Source organism: Halomonas aestuarii (assembly GCF_001886615.1).
Classification (GTDB): Bacteria; Pseudomonadota; Gammaproteobacteria; order Pseudomonadales; family Halomonadaceae; genus Halomonas; species Halomonas aestuarii.
This window is the reverse complement of record NZ_CP018139.1, coordinates 3,116,443-3,133,933: the sequence shown is the minus strand read 5'-3', so window position 1 is coordinate 3,133,933 and position 17,491 is coordinate 3,116,443. Positions and strand designations below refer to the sequence as shown.

18 protein-coding genes and 2 tRNA genes are annotated in these 17,491 nt (G+C 68.0%); 12 read left to right on the top strand and 8 right to left on the bottom strand.

Going from position 1 to position 17,491, the window contains the following annotated elements:
* Positions 1-80: 80 nt before the first annotated feature.
* Both BOX17_RS14600 and BOX17_RS14595 read left to right on the top strand, forming a co-directional pair.
* Complete coding sequence (locus BOX17_RS14600) at positions 81-890, top strand: MetQ/NlpA family ABC transporter substrate-binding protein (protein ID WP_071945765.1); 810 nt, start codon at positions 81-83, stop codon at positions 888-890.
* 84 nt (positions 891-974) lie between these two features.
* The gene (locus BOX17_RS14595; RefSeq protein ID WP_071945763.1) at positions 975-1,433 is read left to right on the top strand and encodes a GAF domain-containing protein; all 459 of its coding nucleotides are present in this window, start codon (positions 975-977) and stop codon (positions 1,431-1,433) included.
* 99 nt (positions 1,434-1,532) lie between these two features.
* Here the strand turns inward: BOX17_RS14595 and BOX17_RS14590 are convergent.
* The 3 genes from BOX17_RS14590 to glpK all read right to left on the bottom strand — a co-directional run bounded on the left by BOX17_RS14590 (position 1,533) and on the right by glpK (position 3,327).
* Positions 1,533-1,609 (bottom strand) — tRNA-Val (locus tag BOX17_RS14590).
* 23 nt (positions 1,610-1,632) lie between these two features.
* A tRNA-Val gene (locus BOX17_RS14585) sits at positions 1,633-1,709 on the bottom strand.
* 133 nt (positions 1,710-1,842) lie between these two features.
* Positions 1,843-3,327 carry a glycerol kinase GlpK gene (gene glpK, locus BOX17_RS14580; protein WP_071945761.1) on the bottom strand — a complete coding sequence of 495 codons (1,485 nt, stop codon included), beginning with the start codon at positions 3,325-3,327 and terminating at the stop codon, positions 1,843-1,845.
* Positions 3,328-3,537: 210 nt separating this feature from the next.
* On the opposite strand from glpK, the gene BOX17_RS14575 reads away from it, so the two are divergent.
* Both BOX17_RS14575 and glpD read left to right on the top strand, forming a co-directional pair.
* On the top strand, positions 3,538-4,296 hold the full coding sequence (locus tag BOX17_RS14575) for a DeoR/GlpR family transcriptional regulator (protein ID WP_071945759.1): 759 nt from the start codon (positions 3,538-3,540) through the stop codon (positions 4,294-4,296).
* A gap of 167 nt (positions 4,297-4,463) precedes the next feature.
* A complete protein-coding gene (glpD, locus tag BOX17_RS14570; protein ID WP_071945757.1) occupies positions 4,464-6,026 on the top strand; it encodes a glycerol-3-phosphate dehydrogenase in 1,563 nt (520 codons plus the stop codon).
* A 9-nt stretch (positions 6,027-6,035) separates the two neighbouring features.
* Here glpD and BOX17_RS14565 read toward each other — a convergent pair whose 3' ends face one another.
* The gene (locus tag BOX17_RS14565) at positions 6,036-6,623 is read right to left on the bottom strand and encodes a histidine phosphatase family protein (RefSeq protein ID WP_071945756.1); all 588 of its coding nucleotides are present in this window, start codon (positions 6,621-6,623) and stop codon (positions 6,036-6,038) included.
* A gap of 123 nt (positions 6,624-6,746) precedes the next feature.
* Here BOX17_RS14565 and phnD point away from each other — a divergent pair, with 123 nt between their 5' ends.
* From phnD to phnE (BOX17_RS14545), 4 genes are all read left to right on the top strand, one after another.
* On the top strand, positions 6,747-7,751 hold the full coding sequence (gene phnD, locus BOX17_RS14560; protein WP_071945754.1) for a phosphate/phosphite/phosphonate ABC transporter substrate-binding protein: 1,005 nt from the start codon (positions 6,747-6,749) through the stop codon (positions 7,749-7,751).
* A 79-nt stretch (positions 7,752-7,830) separates the two neighbouring features.
* A complete protein-coding gene (gene phnC / locus BOX17_RS14555) occupies positions 7,831-8,625 on the top strand; it encodes a phosphonate ABC transporter ATP-binding protein (RefSeq protein WP_071945752.1) in 795 nt (264 codons plus the stop codon).
* Positions 8,612-9,427, top strand: a complete 816-nt coding sequence (gene phnE, locus BOX17_RS14550; protein WP_071945750.1) for a phosphonate ABC transporter, permease protein PhnE — start codon at positions 8,612-8,614, stop codon at positions 9,425-9,427. The genes phnC and phnE (BOX17_RS14550) overlap by 14 nt, the downstream gene beginning before the upstream one ends.
* The gene (gene phnE, locus BOX17_RS14545) at positions 9,421-10,230 is read left to right on the top strand and encodes a phosphonate ABC transporter, permease protein PhnE (RefSeq protein WP_071945748.1); all 810 of its coding nucleotides are present in this window, start codon (positions 9,421-9,423) and stop codon (positions 10,228-10,230) included. The genes phnE (BOX17_RS14550) and phnE (BOX17_RS14545) overlap by 7 nt, the downstream gene beginning before the upstream one ends.
* Positions 10,231-10,363: 133 nt before the next feature.
* Here phnE (BOX17_RS14545) and BOX17_RS14540 read toward each other — a convergent pair whose 3' ends face one another.
* Positions 10,364-11,743 carry a class II fumarate hydratase gene (locus BOX17_RS14540; RefSeq protein WP_071945746.1) on the bottom strand — a complete coding sequence of 460 codons (1,380 nt, stop codon included), beginning with the start codon at positions 11,741-11,743 and terminating at the stop codon, positions 10,364-10,366.
* Positions 11,744-11,993: 250 nt separating this feature from the next.
* Here BOX17_RS14540 and BOX17_RS14535 point away from each other — a divergent pair, with 250 nt between their 5' ends.
* Positions 11,994-12,359, top strand: coding sequence for a phasin family protein (locus BOX17_RS14535; protein ID WP_071945744.1), 366 nt, complete (start codon positions 11,994-11,996; stop codon positions 12,357-12,359).
* 138 nt (positions 12,360-12,497) lie between these two features.
* Positions 12,498-13,043, top strand: coding sequence for a carboxypeptidase-like regulatory domain-containing protein (locus tag BOX17_RS14530; RefSeq protein WP_071945742.1), 546 nt, complete (start codon positions 12,498-12,500; stop codon positions 13,041-13,043).
* Positions 13,044-13,058: 15 nt separating this feature from the next.
* Here the strand turns inward: BOX17_RS14530 and hda are convergent, their stop codons facing one another.
* Both hda and BOX17_RS14520 read right to left on the bottom strand, forming a co-directional pair.
* Positions 13,059-13,760 (bottom strand): DnaA regulatory inactivator Hda, encoded by a 702-nt coding sequence (gene hda, locus BOX17_RS14525; RefSeq protein ID WP_071945740.1) that lies wholly within the window; start codon positions 13,758-13,760, stop codon positions 13,059-13,061.
* Positions 13,757-14,836: an AI-2E family transporter gene (locus BOX17_RS14520; RefSeq protein WP_071945738.1), complete on the bottom strand. Its 1,080-nt coding sequence runs from the start codon at positions 14,834-14,836 to the stop codon at positions 13,757-13,759. The genes hda and BOX17_RS14520 overlap by 4 nt, the downstream gene beginning before the upstream one ends.
* A gap of 136 nt (positions 14,837-14,972) precedes the next feature.
* On the opposite strand from BOX17_RS14520, the gene purM reads away from it, so the two are divergent.
* Both purM and purN read left to right on the top strand, forming a co-directional pair.
* Positions 14,973-16,046 (top strand): phosphoribosylformylglycinamidine cyclo-ligase, encoded by a 1,074-nt coding sequence (gene purM / locus BOX17_RS14515; RefSeq protein ID WP_071945736.1) that lies wholly within the window; start codon positions 14,973-14,975, stop codon positions 16,044-16,046.
* The gene (gene purN / locus BOX17_RS14510; protein ID WP_071945734.1) at positions 16,043-16,786 is read left to right on the top strand and encodes a phosphoribosylglycinamide formyltransferase; all 744 of its coding nucleotides are present in this window, start codon (positions 16,043-16,045) and stop codon (positions 16,784-16,786) included. The genes purM and purN overlap by 4 nt, the downstream gene beginning before the upstream one ends.
* A 106-nt stretch (positions 16,787-16,892) precedes the next feature.
* On the opposite strand, the gene dcd is transcribed toward purN, so the two are convergent.
* Complete coding sequence (gene dcd, locus BOX17_RS14505; RefSeq protein ID WP_071945732.1) at positions 16,893-17,459, bottom strand: dCTP deaminase; 567 nt, start codon at positions 17,457-17,459, stop codon at positions 16,893-16,895.
* Positions 17,460-17,491 lie beyond the last annotated feature (32 nt).

Genomic DNA, 17,491 nt, shown 5'->3' with positions numbered 1-17,491 from the left:
ATAACCAGAATGCATTATAAATATTCTGTTTATTCCATTAATATCGTGACCGACACCCCTTGAACGAGGAGCACAAAGACATGCGCAAGACCCTGATCGGCACCCTGGCCGCCTCCGCACTGATTCTGCCTGCCCTGGCCCTCTCCGCCGGCGCCGTCCTGGCCGACGAGCACGCCATCAAGGTCGGCACCGTGGCCGGCCCCGAGACCGACGTGATGAAGGTGGCCGCCGAGATCGCCCAGCGCGAGTATGGGCTCGAGGTCGAGATCATCGAGTTCACCGACTACGTGACGCCCAACGCCGCCCTGGCCGACGGCAGCCTCGACGCCAACGCCTACCAGCACGAGCCCTACATGCGCTCCATGGTCGAGGACCGCGGCTACGACTTCGCCATCGCCGGCTACACCTTCGTCTACCCGATCGGCGCCTACTCCGACAAGTACGACAGCATCGAGGCGCTGCCGGAAGGGGCCACCATCGCCCTGCCCAACGACCCGTCCAACGAGGGTCGCGCCCTGATCCTGATGCACAATGAGGGGCTGATCACCCTGGATGACCCGACCTACCTGGAGGCCACCCCGCTGGACGTCACCGGGAACCCGCACGACTTCGACTTCCGCGAGATCGAGGCCGCCCAGCTGCCCCGCGTGCTGCCCGACGTGGACATGGCCTTCATCAACAACACCTTCGCCCAGCCGGCCGGGCTGAGCCTGGACGACGCCCTGATCAAGGAGGGCCCGGAGTCCCCCTACGTCAACCTGATCGTGGTGCGCGGCGGCGACGAGGAACGCGAGGCCATCCAGCAGCTGGTCAGCGCCTACCAGACCGAGGAGGTCGAGGCCAAGGCGGACGAGCTGTTCGGCCCGCAGGCGGTGCCCGGCTGGAAGTAAGTGAATTTCTCTATCCAGCTGTCTAGAGATTGATGACCTGGGGGCCGGCCGGTGTGCCGGCTCCCTTTCGTTGAAGGAGCCGACATGACACCGGACTACCCCCTGCTCGCCCGCCAGCTGGGCGCGCTGCTCGACACCCGCGACTGGCTGACCAACAGCGCCCAGACCTGCGCCTTCCTGATGCAGGAGCTGCCCGAGCTCAACTGGGCCGGCTTCTACCTGCAGCGCCAGCCGGAGCTGCTCTGCCTGGGACCCTTCCAGGGCAAGCCGGCCTGCCATCCCATCCCGTTCGACAAGGGCGTCTGCGGCGCCGCGGCCCGCACCCGCGAGACCCAGCGCGTGGACGACGTGCATGCCGTTGCCGACCACATCGCCTGCGACGCCGACTCCCGCGCCGAGCTGGTGGTGCCGATCGTGGTGGAAGATCGTTTGTGGGGCGTGCTGGACCTGGACAGCCCGACCACGGGACGCTTCAGCGAGGCCGACCGCCTCGGCATCGAGGGGCTGGTCGCCGTGTTCATGGAGCGCACCGAGCTGGCATGACGCCCGACTCGACATGACGTTCCGACATGACGCCCCGACATGAAGTGCGCCGCAACGAAAAACGCCCCGCAGCCGATGGCTGCGGGGCGCTCTCTGATCTGGTAGGACCAGGCGGATTTGAACCGCCGACCTCCACGATGTCAACGTGGCGCTCTAACCAACTGAGCTATGGTCCTGAAGCTGTCGCCTCGGGCAGTGCTGGTAGGACCAGGCGGATTTGAACCGCCGACCTCCACGATGTCAACGTGGCGCTCTAACCAACTGAGCTATGGTCCTGCTGCGATGTTCGGCATGACTTCGCCGTGGCAACGGATGCGTATTCTACGCATCCGCCCGGGAAATGCAAGCCCGAATCCTGCCTGACTTCTCCGCCGAATCAGCGAGTTGGCCCTCCTCACGGATCGCTCGGCTACTGGGTGCGGACGCGCTCGACGGCTTCCTGCCAGCCCGCGTAGAGGCGTTCGCGCTCGGCCTCCTCCATCTGCGGCGCGAAGCGGCGCTCGCAGCGCCACATCTCGGCGATCTCATCGAGGTCCCGGTACCAGCCGAGCCGCAGGCCCGCCAGGTAGGCGGCGCCCAGCGCCGTCGTCTCCAGCACGGTGGGACGGTCCACCTGGACGCCGAGCATGTCGGCCAGGAACTGCATCACCCAGTTGTTGGCCACCATGCCGCCATCGACCCGGAGGATGCCCGGCGACGCCGCCATGTCGTCGTCCATGCAGACCTGCAGGTCGCGGGTCTGGTAGCAGACCGCCTGCAGGCCGGCGGCCACGATCTCGGCGATGCCGGTATCGCGAGTCAGGCCGAAGATGGCACCGCGCGCCTTGGGGTCCCAGTGGGGCGCCCCCAGGCCGGTGAAGGCGGGCACCAGGTAGACGCTGTGCCCGGTGCGCGTCTGGCAGGCCAGCGCCTCGGTCTCGGCGGCATCGGCGAACAGCTTGAGGCCGTCGCGCAGCCACTGCACCGTGGCCCCCGCGACGAAGATGCTGCCCTCCATCGCATAGGTCGGGGTGCCGTTCAGCCGATACGCCACCGTGGTCAGCAGCCGGTTGCGGGACGTCTCAGCCGCCTCCCCGGTGTTGACGATCATGAAGCAGCCGGTGCCGTAGGTGCTCTTGCCCATGCCGGGCGAGAAGCAGGCCTGCCCCACCAGCGCCGCCTGCTGGTCGCCGGCGACCCCGGCGATGGCCAGCTCGCCGCCCAGCCACCGGGCATCGACGCGGCCGAAGTCGTCGCTGGAGTCCTTGACCTCGGGGAGCAGGCTCGCCGGGATATCGAAGAGCGCGAGCAGTTCCTCGTCCCATCGCTGGTCATGGATGTTGAAGAGCGCGGTCCGCGAGGCGTTGGTGGCGTCGGTGGCATGCACCCGCCCTCCGGTGAGCCGCCAGATCAGGAAACTGTCCACGGTACCGAAGGCCAGTTCCCCGCGCTCGGCGCGCTCCCGGGCCCCGGGCACCTCATCGAGCAACCAGGCGAGCTTGGTCGCCGAGAAGTAGGGGTCGATCAGCAGGCCGGTGCGGGCCTGGACGTTCTCGAGGTGACCCGCCTCGCGCAGCCGCCGGCACGCCTCGTCGGTACGGCGGTCCTGCCAGACGATGGCGCTATGCAGGGCCTCGCCGGTGTCGCGATCCCACAGCACCGTGGTCTCGCGCTGGTTGGTGATCCCGACGCCCGCGATCTCCTCCAGCCCGGTGCCGGTCTTCTCGATCACCTCGCGACAGGTGGCGAGCACCGTGTCCCAGATGTCCTCCGGGTCATGCTCGATCCAGCCGTCATGGGGGAAATGCTGGGGGAACTCTCGCTGAGCCGAGGCGACGCTATGCCCCTCGCGGTCGAAGAGGATCGCGCGGGAGCTGGTGGTGCCCTGATCGATGGCCAGAATGTAAGAAGCCATAGCAAGCATCCTGTTGTGGTTGTCGTGGCGTGCCAATTTCGCTTTTTAACGCTAATGTTCGTTTATGATCATCCAGACTACTCCAGCCAGCCGCCCCGCTCAAATGCCGCCGCGCCACACGAGGTGCGACTTTCGCCGCAGTCGGGTAACGGCCCGGCGCCTGCATCCATGGCCACGATGACATAGAATCGGGGCAGCCAAGGAGACCTCATGAACCAGCAGCAACGCCAGGATGCCATCATCGAGCTGGTCCGCCGCCAGGGCTATGCCAGCATCGAGCAGCTCACCGAACACTTCACGGTCACCCCCCAGACCATTCGCCGCGACCTCAACACCCTCTCCAACGAGGGTCGCATCCGCCGCGTGCATGGCGGCGCCGGGCTGGAGTCGAGCACCGTCAACACTGCCTACTCGACCCGCAAGACCCTGAACCTGGAGGCCAAGCAGCGCATCGCCACCCTGCTCGCCCGCCACGTGCCTGACCATTCGTCGCTGTTCATCAACATCGGGACCAGCAACGAGGTGATCGCCGAGGCGCTGCTCGAGCACCAGGGCCTCGAGGTGATCACCAACAACCTCAACGTGGCGGCGATCCTCCAGCACAAGGAGGACTTCAACGTGATCATCGCCGGCGGCCAGGTCCGCTCGCGGGACGGCGGCATCATCGGCGAGGCCACCATCGACTTCATCAACCAGTTCAAGGTCGACTACGGCATCATCGGCATCAGCGGCATCGACGAGGACGGCTCCCTGCTGGAGTTCGACTATCAGGAGGTGCGGGTGGCCCAGGCCATCCTTCGCAACTCCCGGCAGGTCTTCCTGGCGACCGACCACTCCAAGTTCCGCCGCAACCCGGTGGTACGTCAGGGCAACCTGGCCCAGCTCGACGCCCTGTTCACCGACCGCGAGCCGCCCGAGGCGATCATGCGCCTGCTGAAGCAGCACGACGTGGCCTTGCACGTGGCCTGACGACCGCCGGGCCCTACCCCACCCCTCCCGGCCCCTTCCCGGCTCACCCTGCCGCCGCCCTGCTCCCGGCGTGATCGTTTTTCGCGCCTTGATGTTCGCTTTGCTTTCATCTATTTTCGGTTTCAAACATCACCGAATGTCCGACGCCATGCCGGACGGGAGACTCCATGAGCAACAAGCCAGACGAGGTCCTCGACCTCTTCGTGATCGGCGGCGGCATCAACGGCGCCGGCATTGCCAACGATGCCGCCGGGCGGGGGCTGTCGGTCGGGCTCTGCGAGCAGGGAGACCTCGCCGGCGCCACCTCCTCGGCCAGCAGCAAGCTGATCCACGGCGGGCTGCGCTACCTGGAGCACCACGAGTTCCGGCTGGTGCGGGAGGCCCTGCGCGAGCGGGAGGTGCTGTTGGCCAAGGCGCCTCACATCATCTGGCCGCTGCGCTTCATCCTGCCCCACCAGCCCCACCTGCGGCCGGCCTGGATGCTGCGGGCCGGGCTGTTCCTCTACGACCACCTGGGCAAGCGCCGGAAGCTGCCGGGCTCCCGGGGCATTCGGCTGGACGCCCGGCAGGGGCTCGCCCCCGGCATCACGCGCGGGTTCGAATACTCGGACTGCTGGGTGGATGACGCCCGTCTGGTGGTGCTCAACGCCGTGCAGGCTCGGGATCACGGGGCAGAGATTCTGGTCCGCTCCCGCTGCACCGATGCCCAGGAGCGCGACGGCGTCTGGGAGCTCACCCTGGAGGATCTCGACGACGGCCGGCTCATGACGCGCCGCTGCCGGACGCTGGTCAATGCCGCCGGCCCCTGGGTCGAAGGCGTCGTCCGCGGTCAGGCCCATCGCCACTCCCGCTACGGCGTGCGCCTGATCCAGGGCAGCCACCTGATCGTGCCGCGCCTGAACCACGACGACAGGGCCTATATCCTCCAGAACACCGACGGGCGCATCGTCTTCGTGCTGCCCTACGAGGAGGAGTTCAGCCTGGTCGGCACCACCGACCGGCGCTTCGAAGGAGATCCCTCACGTATCGAGGCATCACAGGAGGAGATCGACTACCTGCTCTCGGTGGTCAATGCCCACTTCCGTACCCAGCTCTCCCGCGAGGCCGTGATCCGCACCTTCTCCGGGGTGCGGCCGCTGTGTGACGACGAGTCGACGGATCCCTCCGCCATGACCCGCGACTACACGCTGGACCTCGACACCCGCGGCGCGCCGCTGCTGTCGGTCTTCGGCGGCAAGATCACCACCTACCGCAAGCTGGCCGAGGCGGCCCTGGACGCGCTCTCCCCCCACCTTCCCGACATGCGCCCGCCCTGGACCGCCGAGACGCCCCTGCCGGGCGGCGAGATCGGCGACCAGGCCGCCTTCGAGGCCCGGCTGCTCGAGGAGTATCCCTTCCTGGACACCCAGCAGGCCCGTCGCTTCGCCCGCACCTACGGCGCGCTGTGCCGGGAGTTCCTCGACGGCAGGGACTCCCAGGCCTCGCTGGGCCAGGCCTTCGGGGCCGGGCTGACCGCCGCCGAGGTCGACTACCTGGTCGAGCAGGAGTGGGCGCGCAGCGCCGAGGACATCCTGTGGCGGCGCACCAAGCTGGCCCTGCGGCTCACCGCCGGCCAGCAGGGCCAGCTGGCCGACTACCTCCAGGCATCGCGCGAGGCCCGACCGGGCCCGGACGCCTCGAAGGCGCCCGGCCGGGCATCGGCCGGGCCGCAGCCGCACCACCCGGCCTGACCCGGGCCGTCACAGGACGGTGATGCTGGCCGGGGCCAGAGGCTCCCGTTCCCGGTGCCGTGAGAGCTCGCGCCCCTCCAGGGCGGTCAGCAGGATCTGCAGCGGGTCGCCGTGGCTGACCAGCAGGATCGTCTCGCCCCCATGGCGCCGCTCGAGCGCGTCGATCACCTCGCGCATCCGCGTCGCCACCTCGACCACGGCCTCGACGCCGCCATGGCGATGGGCCGGGTCCCGGGCGTCCCGGGCCCAGACCTCCGCATAGCGATCGTCCCGCTCCCCCTCGAAGGCGCCGAAGTGGCGCTCCCGCAGGCGCGGCTCGGCAGTGAGCGACAGGCCGAAGTGATCGGCGACGCACTGGGCGGTCTCGGTGGTGCGACAGAAGTCCGAGTGCAGGATCAAATCCGGCCGCGCCCAGCCCCAGTCCGCGAGCAGCGCATCGAGCTGGGACCGGCCCGTGGGCGAGAGACCGAAGCCCGCCAGGCCAAGCTCCGGCGTGCTGATGATGCGCCCCTGCTGGTTGGCCTGGCTGTGCCCGTGACGCATCAGCAGATAGCGGTTGCGCCAGCGGCCGGAGTCGGGGGGGAAAGTGTTTGACATGGTTTTGTCACAAACTCTAGATTGGAGAGGAGTTCTTCGGAATCAATCATCGACCACACGCCATGTCGATATCCGAAAATGCACCACAACGGATACTCCACAACAATAATCATGAGGCACGCCATGATCCACCCTACCGCCCGCTCATCCAGGTTCCCGCTCGCCCCCTTCGCCCTTTCCTCGCTGCTGCCACTGGCCATGCTGGCGGCCAGCCCGGCGCTGGCCCAGGAGGACTGCGAACGCGGCGCCCTGGCTGCCATCTACTGCGACGAGAACGGCGACATGGTCGCCGACCGTCCGACCGATGAGAGCGAATGGCTCAACCCCGACACCCTGATCTTCGCCTACACCCCGGTCGAGGATCCGGCCATCTACTCCGATATCTGGCAACCCTTCATCGATCACCTCGAGGAGGTCACCGGCCGCGACGTGCGCTTCTTCGCCGTCCAGTCCAACTCGGCCCAGGTCGAGGCCATGCGCAGCGGCCGCCTGCACATCGCCGGCTTCTCCACCGGCCCGACGCCCTTCGCCGTCAACCTGGCCGGCGCGGTCCCCTTCGCGCTGATGGGCTCGGACGACGGACGCTTCGGCTATACCCTCCAGCTCTACACCCACGTCGATTCCGGCATCGACGAGATGGAGGACCTCAAGGGCAAGCGGGTCGCCCACACCTCGCCGACCTCCAACTCCGGCAACCAGGCCCCGCGCGCCCTCTTCCCGGAGATGGGCATCGTCCCCGGCGAGGACTACGAGGTGGTCTACTCCGGCAGCCACGACCAGTCGATGCTCGGCGTGGTGGCCCAGGACTACGACGCCGCCCCGGTGGCCTCGGAGGTGGTCGAGCGCATGGCCGCCCGCGGCCTCTATGACCCGGAGGACGTGAAGATCATCTACGAGTCCGACAGCTTCCCGACGACCTCCTACAACTACGCCTACAACCTGCATCCGGACCTGGTCGACAAGATCGAGGAGGCCTTCTTCAGCTTCGAGTTCGAGGGCACCGAGCTGGGCGAGGAGTTCGAGGGGGTCGAGAAGTTCGTTCCCATCAACTACAAGGACAACTGGAAGGTCATCCGCACCATCCAGAATGCCAACGGGGTCGAGTACACTCCCGACAACCTCCAGTAACCCTCGCGAGACAGCGGCGCCGGCCTTCCCGGAAGGCCGGCGCCGTCGTCTGGGCGACCTTTTCACGACGGGACCCCCGATGCTAGAGATATCCAACCTGATCAAGCGCTACGGTCGCGACGAGCCGGTGCTCAAGGGGCTCGACCTGACGGTGGAAGGCAACAGCGTCGTCGCCATCGTCGGCGCCTCCGGCGCCGGCAAGAGCACCATGCTGCGCTGCATCAACCGGCTGGTGGAACCCACCTCGGGCTCGATCAAGCTCAACGGCACCGAACTGGTCACCCTGCGTCATGCCGAGCTGCGCCGCGCCCGGCGAAAGATCGGCATGGTCTTCCAGGGCTTCAACCTGATCGACCGCCTCACCGTGATGGAGAACGTGCTGGCCGGACGGCTCGGCTACGTCAACCTGTTCCAGGCCATCACCCGCCGCTATCCGGCCTCGGACATCGAGCGCGCCTTCGTGCTGATGGAGCGCGTGGGCATCGCCCACTACGCCAACAAGCGCGCCGACGAGCTCTCCGGCGGCGAGCGCCAGCGCGTCGGCGTGGTGCGGGCGCTGATGCAGGAGCCCGAGGTGCTGCTCGCCGACGAGCCCACGGCCTCCCTGGACCCGCGCACCTCCGAGCAGATCATGGTGCTGCTGCAGAGCCTGGCCAGTGAGCTGTCGCTGCCGGTGCTGATCAACATCCACAACGTCGCCCAGGCGAGGACCTATACCGACCGCATCGTCGGGCTGCGCCACGGCACCATGATCTTCGATGGCGCCCCCTCGGACTTCGACAAGGAGGCCCTGGACGCCATCTACGGCGGCATCGAGGCGCCGGAGGACGAGCCGGCCCCAGCGGCCGAGGAGGTAAGCGATGGCCAGCCCTGACCACGAGGAGCGCGCCGCCCCGCGCACCTGGCGCAAGCCCCCCTTCATCGCCAACCCGCTGCTGCGCTACGGCCTGCTGGTGGTGCTGGCGGCCTATCTGGTGTGGGCCTTCGGCAGCCTGCCCTTCAACTGGGAGCGCATCAGCGAGGGGCTACCGCGGGCGGCACGCATCTTCGGCGGCGGCTTCCCGCCGACCCTGTCGCGCTTCGACCTGCTGCTCACCGGCTTCACCGAGAGCCTGCAGATCGCCATCCTGGCGACCCTGCTCGGCGTGCTGCTGTCGGTGCCCTTCGCGGTGATGGCGGCCCGCAACGTCGCGCCGCTGCCGATCTACCTGCTGGGCCGCGCGGTGATCATCGTCTCGCGCAGCTTCCACCCGGTGATCGTCGCCATCCTGTTCGTCGCCGCGGTGGGCTTCGGTCCCCTGGCGGGCATCCTGACGCTGACCCTCTACTCCATCGGCTTCGTCGGCAAGCTGCTCGCCGAGGAGATCGAGGAGATCGACTGGGGCCAGGTGGAGGCCATGCGCTCCACCGGGGCCGGCTACCTGGCGACGCTCTTCTACGCCGTCTTCCCGCAGATCCTGCCCCGCCAGGTGGGGCTCTCCATGTATCAGCTCGACAGCAACCTGCGAGCCTCCGCGGTGGTCGGCATCGTCGGCGCCGGCGGCATCGGCAGCACCCTGATGAACGCCTTCGGGCGCTACGACTATGACTTCGCCTTCGCCATCCTGCTGGTGATCATCGCGGTGATCCTGGCCAGTGAAGGCGTCAGCGGCTGGGTAAGGAAGAAGATATGGTAGACGACGCCGACCTCTTGGCCGATCGCGTCTGGCGACGGCACAACCCCAAACAGCAGCTGATCCGCTTCGGCGTGATGCTGCTGACCCTGATGGTGGTGGTCTGGGCCGTCAGCGACATCGACATCTTCTGGCCCTGGGTGTGGGACGCGCCCAACCAGATCTCGAGCCTCGGCGCGCGCATGTGGCCGCCGGACCCGACCCGGCTCGGCGAGATCGTCGATGCGATGATCGAGACGGTGCACATCGCCACCCTGGCGACGATGCTGACCATCTTCATCGCGCTGCCGGTCTCCTACATCGCCGCCCAGAACACCACGCCCAACCGCGCCTGCCTGTGGCTGGGGCGCTTCATCCTGGTCTCCAGCCGCTCGGTGAACACCATCATCTGGGCGCTGCTGTTCGTGGCGATCTTCGGCCCCGGCGTGCTGGCGGGGATACTGGCCATCATGTTCCGCTCGGTGGGCTTCATCGGCAAGCTGATGGGCGAGGCCATCGAGGAGATCGACCGTCGCCCGGTGGAGGCCATGGAGGCCACCGGGGCCTCCAAGGCCAAGGTGATCGCCTACGCCGTGGTGCCCCAGGTGATGCCGGCGTTCTTCGCCATCGTCATCCTGCGCTGGGACATCAACATCCGCGAGTCCACGGTGCTGGGGCTGGTGGGCGCCGGCGGCATCGGGGTGATCCTGCAGGGCTCCATCGACACCTTCGCCTGGCCTACCGTGGCGACCATCCTGATCGCCATCATCGCGCTGGTGCTGGTCGGCGAGGCCGTGACCGGCCTGCTGCGCCGCAAGGTGCTCTAGCCGTCTCGATGACCCGGGCCGGTGGCGGCCGGTCCACCCTCGACACACCCCCGCGACCGCGAGGTCCGGGGGTGTGCTGCTTTCAAGGGAAGTATCGACAGGCAGTGCGCCCGCACCTGGCGCGGCGTGCGCCCTACTCCGGCACGCCGCCTCGCGTCAGGGCATCGGGGTCGAGCAGGCGCTCGAGCTCCCCGCGGGAGAGGTCGGTCTGCTCCTCGGCCACCTCGATGATCGGCCGCCCCGCCTGGTAGGCCTGCTTGGCGATGGCCGCCGCCGCGTCGTAGCCGATCACCGAGTTCAGCGCGGTGACCAGGATGGGGTTGCGCGCCAGGGGACCCTCGAGGTGGTCGTGACGCACCTTGAAGGTGGCGATGGCCCGATCGGCAAGCAGCCGGCTGGTATTGGTCATCAGGGTGATCGACGTGAGCAGGTTGCTGGCCACCAGCGGCAGCATGACGTTGAGCTGGAAGTTGCCGCTCTGGCCGGCCACCGTCACCGCAGTGTCCAGCCCGATCACCTGGGCGGCCGCCTGGGCGGCGGACTCGGGAATCACCGGGTTGACCTTGCCCGGCATGATCGAGCTGCCGGGCTGCAGGGCCTCGAGCTCGATCTCGCCGAGGCCGGCCAGCGGGCCGGAGTTCATCCAGCGCAGGTCGTTGGCGATCTTCATGATCACGCAGGCCAGTCCCTTGAGCTGCCCCGACAGCTCCACCGCGGCGTCCTGGGAGGCGAGGCTCGCGAAGAAGCTGTCGTTGGGCGAGAACGACAGCCCCGTCTGCTCGCTCAAGTCGCGGGCCATGCGGGCGGCGAATTCCGGATGGGCGTTGATACCGGTGCCCACCGCCGTGCCGCCCTGGGCGAGGCGGCAGAGCCTGACCAGGGCACTGTCGAGCCGCTCGATGGCCTGTCCCACCTGGCTCGACCAGCCCCCCAGCTCCTGGCTCATGCGCAGCGGCATGGCATCCATCAGGTGGGTGCGGCCGGTCTTGACCACGTCGTCGAGCTCGGCGGCCCGGCTGTCGATGGTCGCGCGCAGGTGCTCCAGGGCCGGGCGCAGCTCGCCGGTCACCGCCAGTGCCGCCGAGAGGTGGATCGCGGTCGGGATGACGTCGTTGCTCGACTGCCCCATGTTGACGTGGTCGTTGGCCCCGACGTCCACGCCGTCGCGGCTGGCGCGCCGGGCGATCACCTCGTTGACGTTCATGTTGCTCGAGGTGCCGGAGCCGGTCTGGAAGACGTCCACCGGGAACTGGTCGTCGAGGTGCCCGGCGAGCACCGCCTCGGCGGCGGCGACGATCTCCCGGGAACGGTCGTCATCCAGCAGGCCCAGCTCGCGGTTGACCCGGGCCGCCGCCAGCTTGATGCGCGCAATGGCATGGATGAAGGGCGTCGGCATGGGCTGGCCGGAAACCGGGAAATTGTTGACGGCCCGCTGGGTCTGGGCGCCATAGAGGGCCTCCCTCGGCACCTCCAGTTCGCCCATGCTGTCCCGCTCGATGCGATGGTCACTCATGTCCGGCTCCTCCTCTGTCGGGTTCCCTGTGCTCCCTTCAACATGGTGGCGAAGTCGATACGGTGCAAGGCCGCCGGTGTCTCGGCCGGGATTCTCACCCCGGGCCGACAGCGGCGATGCAACTTTCTTCTTCCTGCATGTTGCACTGCACAAACCTCTCTGCTATTGTGCATTGCAACAGAGACGGAGAAGGCATCGGCAACCCGCCACGGCCTTCGAAATGATCCGAAATCCCTGGGAGGGAATCACGATGCAAAACTTCGACACCAAGCAGTTCACCGAACAGTTCGAATCCATGTTCTTCGGCCCGGCCCGCGCCTACGCTGCCCTGTCCGTGGACTACACCGAGAAGCTGGTCAACGCCCAGCTCGACGCCGGCAAGGCCTACACCGACACCGGCCTGGCCCAGCTGCGCAGCCTGATGAACGTCAAGGATGCCGAAGGCCTGAAGAGCTACATGGAAGGCCAGCAGAAGGTCGCCAAGGACCTGACCGAGCGCCTGAAGGGCGACGCCGAGAAGGTCGTGTCCCTGCAGCAGGACTTCGTCCAGCAGAGCCAGAAGCTGACCGAAGAGAACGTCAAGCAGGCGACCGAGGCCACCAAGGCCGCCAAGTAAGCCTGACCGCGTCGGCCCTGCCGACGCCGGGTTGACCAGCCTCCTGGTCAGTGAGGGGCCGCCGATCGATGATCGGCGGCCCTTTTGCGTTATGCTCCCCGGTCACGAGCCCTCATCCATCCTTCCGGGAGAGTGATCATGACACGCTGGACCCTTCTCGCCCTGCTGGGGCTCTCACTGGCCGGGTGCCAGATCATCGAGCCGCGCTATCCGGCCGGGCAGAGCGAGCGCGTCGAGGTGATCGAGCGTGGCATGCCGGCTCCCGACGCGGCCCAGCGCCCCTCCACCACCGGGCGCGTCGCCCGCCGGGTGGCCTTCCCCGCCGAGGAGTATGCCGCCCTGGAGAAGCGCGGCAACGCCACGATCAGCGGTCGACTGACCCTGGGGGGGCGCCCGGTGGCGAACCGCCCCGTTTCGGCGGCACCGGTGACCACCTACTCCGCAGAGGCGGCGGAACAGGCCCTCGCGGGCCGCGCCGTGGAACACGCTGATCCCCGGGCACGGGCATACACCCACACCACCCGCACCGATGCCAACGGCGACTTCCGCCTCGATGGCCTGCCGGCCGGCGAGTTCTATGTCTCGAGCAGCGCGCGGGACCCCGCCAGCGGCGAGACGCGGGTGATCCTGCGCCAGGTCAGCCTGGGCAGGGGCCAGTCCCGCCGCATCGAGCTCAGTCGTTGATCGCAGGGGATGGGCCTACCAGCCCAGCGCCTGCTTGACGAAGGGAATGGTCAGCTTGCGCTGGGCGGACAGCGAGGCGCGATCCAGGGTCTCCAGGGTCGCGAAGAGCGCATCCAGGCGTCGCGGCCCGCGATGGAGGATATAGCGGGCCACCTCGTCGGGCAGCTGCATGCCGCGCCCCCGGGCCCGCAGCTGCAACGCGGCCAGGCGCCCGCCATCGTCGAGCCCCTGCAGGTGGAAGGTCATGCCCCAGGTGAGGCGCGAGGCCAGGTCCGGCAGCTTCACCGGCAGCTGCCGCGGCGGCGCCTCGGCGGCGATCACCAGGCGCTTGCCGGCGTCGCGCAGGCGGTTGTAGGCATGGAACAGCGCCTCCTCCCAGCGCTTGCGCCCGACGACCCGGTCGAGGTCATCGATCGCCACCAGGTCCAGGCGTTCGACCTCCTCGAGCATCAGCGGCGGAAAGTGGCCGAGCTCCGCCAGGGGCAGGTAGAGCGCCCGGCCATCGCGGTCGGAGGCCGCATGGCAGGCGGCCTGCAGCAGGTGGCTGCGGCCGGTGCCGGACGCGCCCCACACATAGAGGAAGGGCTCGCCGTCGTCGTCGAGCTGGTGCACGAGCCGGTCGACCAGGGTCGCGTTGGGCCCGGGATGGAAGTTGGCGAAGGTGGCGTCGTCGCGCAGGCCCACGCCCAGCGGCAACTGCGCGGGTGCTCGACTCATGGCGACTCCTCGTCGTGGGTGCGTTGGCGTCCGGCGTCATACAGCGTGCTGTTTTTATAGTGCTCGTGGAGATAACGCAACACCACCATCACCATGGCGGCCACGGGCAGCGCCAGCAGCACGCCGGTGAAGCCGAACAGCTGCCCCCCCGCCAGCACCGCGAAGATCACGGCCACCGGGTGCAGGCCGATCTTGTCGCCCAGGAGCTTGGGCTGCAGTACCACGCTCTCGACCAGCTGGCCGAATCCGAAGACGGTCGCGACGCCAAGCAGGATCAGCCAGTCGCCGAACTGGAAGAAGGCCACCACGCCGGCCACGGAAATGCCCACGATCACCCCGAGATAGGGCACGATGCTGGCCAGGCCCGCGAGCATGCCGATGAGCAGGCCGAACCGCACGCCGAGCAGGGTCAGCCCCACCGCATAGATCACCCCCAGGCAGAGCATGACGATCAGCTGGCCGCGCAGGAAGGCGGAGAGCACCTCGTCGCACTCACCGGCCAGTCGCACCGCGGCAGGCTCCCAGTTCCGCGGCAGCGAGCCGCGCACCTTGGCGACCAGGATGTCCCAGTCGAGCAGCAAGTAGAAGGTGACCACCGGGATCAGCGCCAGGTTGGCGACCCAGGCCGCCACCGCCAGGCCGGAGCGCGACACCTGGGCCAGCAGGCTGGCGGCGAAGGTGCCCGTCTCCTTCCAGTTGTCGACGAAGGCCTTGCGCATCTGGTCGATGTCGGTGGAGAGGTCCAGCCCGGTCAACGACTGGATGCGCGGCACCACCGTCTGCTGCACCCAGGTGAGCACCGTCGGCAGCGACTCGATCAGCTGGCCCAGCTGCCGACCGAGGATGGGCACCACCACCAGCAGGGTGAGCACGATGACCAGAGTCAGCAGCAGGAACACCAGCGAGACCGCCAGCCGCCGGGAGAGCCCCTGGGCCTCCAGCCGGTCGGCCAGGGGATCGCCCAGGTAGGCCAGGATCATGCTGACGAAGAACGGCATCAGCACCGGTTCGATACTGATCAGGAACCATAGCCCCACCGCCGCCACGGCCGTCACCACCCACCACTGTCTGCGCATCGCCTCCTCCCTGTGTCGACGCGGCCGGCAGGCTGCCAGCCGCGCGCCGTGATGCTACAATTCGTCCCCCGAACCTGACCGTCGCGCGTCGCCAGGCGACAGCCATCGCGACCGCCATTCTCATACAGGAAGCGTCATGACCGATTCCACCAATCGCCCGTCCGGGGCCTCGCTCAGCTACAAGGACGCCGGCGTCGACATCGACGCCGGCAATGCCCTGGTCGACCGCATCAAGGGCGTCGCCCAACGCACCAGCCGTCCCGAGGTGATGGGCGGCCTGGGCGGTTTCGGCGCCCTGTGCGAGCTGCCCACCGGCTACCGGGAACCGGTGCTGGTCACCGGGACCGACGGCGTCGGCACCAAGCTGCGCCTGGCCATGGACATCGGTCGCCATGACACCATCGGCATCGACCTGGTGGCCATGTGCGTCAACGACCTGGTCGTGGCCGGCGCGGAGCCCCTGCTGTTCCTCGACTACTATGCCACGGGCAAGCTGGACGTGGATATCGCCGCCGACGTGGTGACCGGCATCGGCGAGGGCTGCGAGCAGGCTGGCTGCGCCCTGGTGGGCGGCGAGACTGCCGAGATGCCCGGCATGTACGAGGGCAGCGACTACGACCTCGCCGGCTTCTGCGTCGGGGTGGTCGAGAAGTCCGAGATCCTCGACGGCAAGAAGGTCGGCGAGGGCGACGTACTGCTGGGCCTGGCCTCCTCCGGCCCCCACTCCAACGGCTACTCGCTGATCCGCAAGATCCTCGAGGTCAGCGAGGCGCCCCTGGACACCGCCATCGACGGCCGGGCGCTGGGCGATGCACTGCTCGCGCCCACCAGGATCTACGTCAAGCCGCTGCTGTCGCTGATCAGGGAGACCGACATTCCGGTGCATGCGCTGTCGCACATCACCGGCGGCGGCCTCACCGAGAACATCCCCCGGGTGCTGCCAGAGACCCTGGCCGCGCGCATCGACGTCGCGAGCTGGACCCGCCCGGCCGTCTTCGACTGGCTGAAGGAGCAGGGCAACGTCGACGAGCACGAGATGCACCGGGTGCTCAACTGCGGCATCGGCATGGTCATCGTGGTGCCGGCCGAGAAGGCCGACCAGGCCCGCGCCCACCTGCAGGCCCAGGGGGAGACGGCGCACCGCATCGGGGTGATCACCGCCCGGGGCGACGCCGACGAGCCGGTCCAGCTGGAGAACCTCAAGGCATGAGCGGGACCGACTACCAGAGCGATACGCTGAACGCCTTCACCCCCGAGCCCAGCCAGGCCCGGCGGGTGGTGGTACTGATCTCCGGCAGCGGCAGCAACCTCCAGGCGCTGATCGATGCCCAAACGCATGACGCCCTGGGCGGTGAGATCGTCGCGGTGATCTCCAACCAGCCGGACGCCTATGGCCTGAAGCGCGCCCGAGACGCCGGCATCGATGCCGTGGCCCTGCCCCATCGCGAGTACGACAGCCGCGAGGCCTACGACGGCGCGCTGATCAAGGTGATCGAGCGCCACGAGCCCGACCTGATCGTGCTGGCCGGCTTCATGCGCATCCTCACCCCGCGCTTCGTCAACCGCTTCCTGGGCCGGATGCTCAACATCCATCCCTCGCTGCTGCCCGCCTACACCGGGCTGCACACCCATGCCCGCGCCCTGGCCGACGGCGTGACCGAGCACGGCTGCAGCGTCCACTTCGTCACCGAAGAACTGGACGGCGGCCCGGTGGCCCTGCAGGCAGAGGTGGCCGTGGCCGAGGACGAGACGGAGGAGAGCCTTCAGGCGAAGGTGCAGGCGCGGGAGCACCTGATCTACCCGATCGCCGTGCGCTGGTTCCTGGAGGGGCGCCTGCAGCTCAAGGGCGACCAGGCCACCATGGACGGCCTTGCCCTGCCGCCGACCGGCATGCGGCTCTCCCACCAGGATGCCGCCGAGGAGCTCGATGAGGACGTCGACGAGGCCTGATCCTCCTCTTCCTGCCTCATGCTGAAATCGACAACGCCGGGGTTCGCCCCGGCGTTGTCGTGTCATGCCCTGGTGGTCACGGCCAGGCAGGCCGGCACTCGCCTTCTCAGGTCCGCGGCAGGGTCACGCCGCGCTGCCCCATGTACTTGCCCCCGCGGTCCTTGTAGGAGGTCTCGCAGACCTCGTCGGACTCCAGGAACAGCATCTGCGCCACGCCCTCGTTGGCATAGATGCGGGCAGGGAGGTTGGTGGTATTGGAGAACTCCAGGGTCACGTGCCCTTCCCACTCGGGCTCGAGCGGCGTCACGTTGACGATGATCCCGCAGCGGGCATAGGTGGACTTGCCCAGGCAGATGGTCAGGACGCTGCGCGGGATGCGGAAGTACTCCACGGTGCGCGCCAGGGCGAAGGAGTTGGGCGGGATCACGCAGGCATCGCCCTTGATGTCGACGAAGCTCTTTTCGTCGAAGCTCTTGGGGTCCACCACCGCGGAGTGGATGTTGGTGAAGACCTTGAACTCATCGGCACAGCGCACGTCGTAGCCGTAGCTGGACGTCCCGTAGGAGATCACCCGCCGCTCGTTCACGTAGCGCACCTGGTCGGGCTCGAAGGGCTCTATCATGCCTTCCCGCTCGGCCATGCGGCGGATCCACTTGTCGGATTTGATGCTCATCGACACGTCCTGAAGCTTTGTGTAGGAATAAC

Excerpts from the sequence above, each read along its gene's own strand:
- BOX17_RS14600 (WP_071945765.1), top strand. The coding sequence starts at position 81 with ATGCGCAAGACCCTGATCGGCACCCTGGCCGCCTCCGCACTGATTCTG.
- BOX17_RS14595 (WP_071945763.1), top strand. The coding sequence starts at position 975 with ATGACACCGGACTACCCCCTGCTCGCCCGCCAGCTGGGCGCGCTGCTC.
- glpK (WP_071945761.1), bottom strand. The coding sequence starts at position 3,327 with ATGGCTTCTTACATTCTGGCCATCGATCAGGGCACCACCAGCTCCCGC.
- BOX17_RS14575 (WP_071945759.1), top strand. The coding sequence starts at position 3,538 with ATGAACCAGCAGCAACGCCAGGATGCCATCATCGAGCTGGTCCGCCGC.
- glpD (WP_071945757.1), top strand. The coding sequence starts at position 4,464 with ATGAGCAACAAGCCAGACGAGGTCCTCGACCTCTTCGTGATCGGCGGC.
- BOX17_RS14565 (WP_071945756.1), bottom strand. The coding sequence starts at position 6,623 with ATGTCAAACACTTTCCCCCCCGACTCCGGCCGCTGGCGCAACCGCTAT.
- phnD (WP_071945754.1), top strand. The coding sequence starts at position 6,747 with ATGATCCACCCTACCGCCCGCTCATCCAGGTTCCCGCTCGCCCCCTTC.
- phnC (WP_071945752.1), top strand. The coding sequence starts at position 7,831 with ATGCTAGAGATATCCAACCTGATCAAGCGCTACGGTCGCGACGAGCCG.
- phnE (WP_071945750.1), top strand. The coding sequence starts at position 8,612 with ATGGCCAGCCCTGACCACGAGGAGCGCGCCGCCCCGCGCACCTGGCGC.
- phnE (WP_071945748.1), top strand. The coding sequence starts at position 9,421 with ATGGTAGACGACGCCGACCTCTTGGCCGATCGCGTCTGGCGACGGCAC.
- BOX17_RS14540 (WP_071945746.1), bottom strand. The coding sequence starts at position 11,743 with ATGAGTGACCATCGCATCGAGCGGGACAGCATGGGCGAACTGGAGGTG.
- BOX17_RS14535 (WP_071945744.1), top strand. The coding sequence starts at position 11,994 with ATGCAAAACTTCGACACCAAGCAGTTCACCGAACAGTTCGAATCCATG.
- BOX17_RS14530 (WP_071945742.1), top strand. The coding sequence starts at position 12,498 with ATGACACGCTGGACCCTTCTCGCCCTGCTGGGGCTCTCACTGGCCGGG.
- hda (WP_071945740.1), bottom strand. The coding sequence starts at position 13,760 with ATGAGTCGAGCACCCGCGCAGTTGCCGCTGGGCGTGGGCCTGCGCGAC.
- BOX17_RS14520 (WP_071945738.1), bottom strand. The coding sequence starts at position 14,836 with ATGCGCAGACAGTGGTGGGTGGTGACGGCCGTGGCGGCGGTGGGGCTA.
- purM (WP_071945736.1), top strand. The coding sequence starts at position 14,973 with ATGACCGATTCCACCAATCGCCCGTCCGGGGCCTCGCTCAGCTACAAG.
- purN (WP_071945734.1), top strand. The coding sequence starts at position 16,043 with ATGAGCGGGACCGACTACCAGAGCGATACGCTGAACGCCTTCACCCCC.
- dcd (WP_071945732.1), bottom strand. The coding sequence starts at position 17,459 with ATGAGCATCAAATCCGACAAGTGGATCCGCCGCATGGCCGAGCGGGAA.